The sequence below is a fragment of the Actinophytocola sp. genome (assembly GCF_035712165.1).
GTDB lineage: Bacteria > Actinomycetota > Actinomycetes > Mycobacteriales > Pseudonocardiaceae > DASYTH01.
The window spans coordinates 1-4,539 of the sequence record NZ_DASTBH010000326.1 but is presented as its reverse complement, the minus strand read 5'-3'; the positions used below and the strand labels follow the sequence as shown (position 1 = coordinate 4,539).

Genomic DNA, 4,539 nt, shown 5'->3' with positions numbered 1-4,539 from the left:
CGTCGACGAACAGCACGTTCTCGTCCAGCAGAACTCGGGGATACAGCTCACGGAACGCGTCGGCGTACGCCCAGTGGGTGGTCGCCGGCCGCCCGTCCAGGATGCCGGCCGCGGCCAGCACGAACGCCCCGGTGCAGATCGACATGATCCGGGTACCCGGCCGGATCGACCGGAACGCCTCGGCCAGCCGGTCCGGCAGGACGCCGGACTGTCGCGGTTCGGCCACCCGGGTGCCGGGAACGATCACGGTGTCCGCTTCGGCCAGCGCTTCCATGCCGTGGTCCGGGATCATCGTGTACCCGGAGAAGACCCGGATCGGCTCCCGGTCCAGGCCGCAGATGCGCACGTCGTAGAGCGGTTCCCCGGCCGCGTCGGTGGCCGTGCCGAGCAGTTGCGGCGGGATGGCCATGTCGAAACCGATCACCGGATCGAGTGCCAGCACGGCCACGCGATGGAGTCCCATGGCCAGATTCTTACACATATTGGCGATCGGGCCACTCGTGTGCCGCCGGCACCATCGGCGAAGCTGAGCCGGTGACCCAACTGCAGGATCGCCGGACCACCCGCGCCCTCCGCCGGCCGCACTGGGCCTGGATCATCGCCACCGTCTCGTTCATCACGCTGATCGGCGCGGCCGGCTTCCGCGCGGTGCCCAGCGTGCTGATCGACCCGTTGCACGAGGAGTTCGGCTGGTCGCGGGCCACCATCGGGCTGGCCGTCTCGATCAACCTGGTGCTGTTCGGCCTGTTCTCCCCGTTCGCCGCCGCCCTGATGGACCGGGTGGGCATGCGCCGCGTGGTGGTCGCCGCCCTGCTGCTGGTCGCCGCGGGCGCCGGGCTGACCGTGTTCATGACGGCGAGCTGGCAGTTGCTGCTGTGCTGGGGAGTGCTGGTCGGGCTCGGCACCGGCTCGATGGCGATGACGTTCGTCGCCACGGTCACCAGCCGCTGGTTCGTCCGGCACCGCGGCCTGGTCAGCGGCATCCTCACCGCCGCGGGCGCCACCGGGCAGCTGATCTTCCTGCCGCTGGTCGCCGCGCTGGCCACCGAGCACGGCTGGCGCACCCCGGCGGTGGTCGTCGCGCTCGCCGCGCTCGCGGTCGTGCCGCTCGTGCTGGTCTTCCTGCGGGACCACCCGGCCGACGTCGGCACGACGGCCTACGGCGCCACCGGGGACGAGCCGGCGCCGGCGCCGGTCACCGGCAGCAGCGCCGCCCGGGCTCTGCGCACCCTGCGCGACGCCGCCCGCACGCCCACCTTCTGGCTGCTCGCCGGCGGCTTCGCGATCTGCGGGATGTCCACCAACGGCCTGGTCGGCACCCATTTCGTGACCGCCGCGCACGACCACGGAATGCCGCACACCACGGCGGCGTCGCTGCTGGCCCTGGTCGGCATCTTCGACGTCGGCGGCACGATCCTGTCCGGCTGGCTGACCGACCGGATCGACCCCCGCCTGCTGCTCGGCGGCTACTACACGCTGCGCGGGTTGTCGCTGCTGATCCTGCCGGCCCTGTTCGCGCCGGAGACCCAGCCCAGCATGTGGGTGTTCATCGTCTTCTACGGCCTGGACTGGATCGCCACCGTGCCGCCGACCGTGGCGCTGTGCCGGGAGCGGTTCGGCGTCAGCGGCCCGGTGGTGTTCGGCTGGGTGTTCGCCTCGCACCAACTCGGCGCCGCGCTGGCCGCCTTCGGCGCCGGTGCGATCCGCGACACCCTCGGCGACTACGGCCTGGCCTGGTACCTGGCCGGCGGCCTGTGTGTGCTGGCCGCGCTCATGTCGGTTTCGATCCCGGGCAGGCGAGAGCCGGAAACATCGCGTTAACACGATCTACCTAGGCTGCCCGCATGGATCGGCAGCAGGAGTTCGTTCTGCGGACGCTAGAGGAGCGGGACATCCGCTTCGTCCGTCTGTGGTTCACCGACGTGCAGGGTTTCCTCAAGTCGGTGGCGGTGGCGCCGGCAGAGCTCGAGGGGGCGTTCGCCGAGGGCATCGGGTTCGATGGCTCGGCGATCGAGGGGTTCGCCCGGGTCTACGAGTCGGACATGGTGGCCCGGCCGGATCCGGCCACCTTCCAGGTGCTGCCCTGGCAGACCTCGGAGGGGCACCACTACTCGGCCCGGATGTTCTGCGACATCGCGATGCCGGACGGGTCGCCGTCCTGGGCGGACCCGCGGCACGTGCTGCGCCGCACGCTGTCCAAGGCCAGCGAGGCGGGGTTCACCTGCTACGTCCATCCGGAGATCGAGTTCTTCCTGCTCACCGACCTTCCGGTGGACGGGAGCGAACCGACCCCGGCCGACATCGGCGGGTACTTCGACCAGGCCAGCCACGCCACCGCCGCGCACTTCCGCCGGCACGCGATCGAGACGCTCGAGGCGATGGGCATCTCGGTGGAGTTCAGCCACCACGAGGGCGCGCCCGGCCAGCAGGAGATCGACCTGCGCTACGCGGACGCGCTGACCATGGCCGACAACGTCATGACGTTCCGGTACGTGGTCAAGGAGGTGGCGATCACCCAGGACGTCCGCGCCTCGTTCATGCCCAAGCCGTTCACCGACCAGCCCGGCTCCGGCATGCACACCCATCTGAGCCTGTTCGAGGGCGACCGGAACTCCTTCTACGACAGTGCCGATCCCTATGAGCTGTCCGCGACCGGCAAGGCGTTCGTGGCCGGCCTGCTGCGACACGCGCGGGAGATCTCCGCGGTGACCAACCAGTGGGTGAACTCCTACAAGCGGCTGATCGTCGGCGGGGAGGCGCCGACCGCGGTGTGCTGGGGCCACGCCAACCGGTCCGCCCTGGTCCGGGTGCCGATGTACTCGCCGGGCAAGGCGTCCTCGCGCCGGGTGGAGATCCGCAGCATCGACTCGGCCTGCAACCCGTACCTGGCGTTCGCGGTGGTCCTGGCGGCCGGTCTCAAGGGCGTGGCGGAGGGCTACGAACTGCCGCCGGCCGCGGAGGACGACGTGTGGTCGCTGACCGAGGCGGAACGCCGGGCGGCCGGGTACGCCAGCCTGCCGCAGAACCTGGGTGAGGCGCTGGCCGAGATGGAGCGGTCCGAACTGCTCGCGGAGACGCTCGGCGAGCACGTCTTCGACTTCTTCCTGCGCAACAAGCGCAACGAGTGGGACGCCTACCGGCGCAGCGTCACCCCCTATGAGCTGCGCACCCTCCTGCCCGTGCTCTAGTGGACTGAACGCGTCGGACCGACCAACGGAACCTCAGGGGACCGTGACGCAACCCAGCCACAATCCACCGCACGCCGCACTGTTCGCTGGAACGGCACGACCGCATCAAATTCCGGAGAGGCGGAACTGTCGGACCCCCCGGCTAGCGTCCGGCGCATGACGGAACTCGCCCGCCGGGTGGCTGCGCGCTATGTCGAGGTCAACGGCGATCACCCGATGACGCCCGAGGACGACGCCTACGTCGACCGGCACTTCGTGACGTTGCGGGAGTTGTGCCTCGGCCGGGCGGAGACGCCGGACGAGGTGCGCGCGCACATGCTGGCCGGCCGGCTTCCGTTACCCAGCTACCTGCGCTCGGACGGCACCGAGATGGTGCCGTCCGAACTGCTGGACCTGGCCGACCGCGCGGGCGGACTGTCCCGGCTGCCGGTGTGGTTCCAGGCGCACTGGTCGGATCCGGCCGACGCCGCCGAGGAATGGGACGCCTACCTGAGCGGTCAATACGTGTGCCTGCGCTCGGTCCGGCCGGACATGATCATCCGGAAGGGCGGGCTGATGGCGGCGATCAACGAGGTGCTGGCCGATCCGATGCCCGACTCGATGGCGTGGCTGGCGCGGTTGCACAGTCTGGTCGACGAGCTGGAGGCGATCGAGCTTCCGTTCACCGGGTACGACCGGCTGCGGTTCGGCGGACCGACGTCGCGCGACAAATTGATCGAGTCGGTTAGGTCACAATTTCCGATCGACGGTGACCCGTCCGAGTGGGTCGGTCCGGCGTCCGCGATCTGCCGATAACCCGCCCGCACAGGGCGCTGACCAGCCGATTTGACTTCATTACCGACGGTGGCCTAACTTTTCTCTCGCCACGTACCGCGCCGAACCTGCTGGGAGTAGCGACCCCGGCCCGCTCGGCGGGAAGCCAGGCCCCTGATATAGTCAATCAGTGGCTTGACTTCATCCGGGCCGAGGGAGTTGACACTCCGAGGCGGACCGGGTAGAGTGAACGGGTTGCCTGAGCAAGGGTCCCGCCCCAGGGGTGGAGCGCCCGGCTCGGCGTAAAGATTCAGGAACTACGAGTAAACTGCCCCTCTGATTGCGCTCATGATATTGAGTGCATGATGGGTGTGCGTGTGTTGTTTGAGAACTCAACAGTGTGCCGATTTAAGCCAGTAGAGCTTTATGAATCCCTTTGTGGGTTCTTTTGAGTTGTTTTTTTTGCCAGGTTTTTTTGGAGAGTTTGATCCTGGCTCAGGACGAACGCTGGCGGCGTGCTTAACACATGCAAGTCGAACGGGATCACTGCTTCGGTGGTGGTTTAGTGGCGAACGGGTGAGTAACACGTGGGTAATCT

4 protein-coding genes and 1 rRNA gene are annotated in these 4,539 nt (G+C 68.5%); 4 read left to right on the top strand and 1 reads right to left on the bottom strand.

What is annotated here, in order from left to right:
• On the bottom strand, positions 1-463 hold a 463-nt coding region (locus tag VFO68_RS18450), incomplete at its 3' end, for a GlxA family transcriptional regulator (RefSeq protein ID WP_325159554.1).
• A gap of 71 nt (positions 464-534) precedes the next feature.
• Between VFO68_RS18450 and VFO68_RS18445 the strand changes: the two genes are divergently transcribed.
• From VFO68_RS18445 to VFO68_RS18430, 4 genes are all read left to right on the top strand, one after another.
• The gene (locus tag VFO68_RS18445; RefSeq protein ID WP_325159553.1) at positions 535-1,821 is read left to right on the top strand and encodes an MFS transporter; all 1,287 of its coding nucleotides are present in this window, start codon (positions 535-537) and stop codon (positions 1,819-1,821) included.
• Positions 1,822-1,844: 23 nt separating this feature from the next.
• Positions 1,845-3,188 (top strand): glutamine synthetase family protein, encoded by a 1,344-nt coding sequence (locus VFO68_RS18440; protein WP_325159552.1) that lies wholly within the window; start codon positions 1,845-1,847, stop codon positions 3,186-3,188.
• Between the two features lie 156 nt (positions 3,189-3,344).
• Entirely contained in the window at positions 3,345-3,983 is a 639-nt protein-coding gene (locus tag VFO68_RS18435; protein WP_325159551.1) for a DUF6058 family natural product biosynthesis protein, read from the top strand.
• 430 nt (positions 3,984-4,413) lie between these two features.
• Positions 4,414-4,539: ribosomal RNA gene (locus VFO68_RS18430) — 16S ribosomal RNA — on the top strand; the annotation flags it as partial.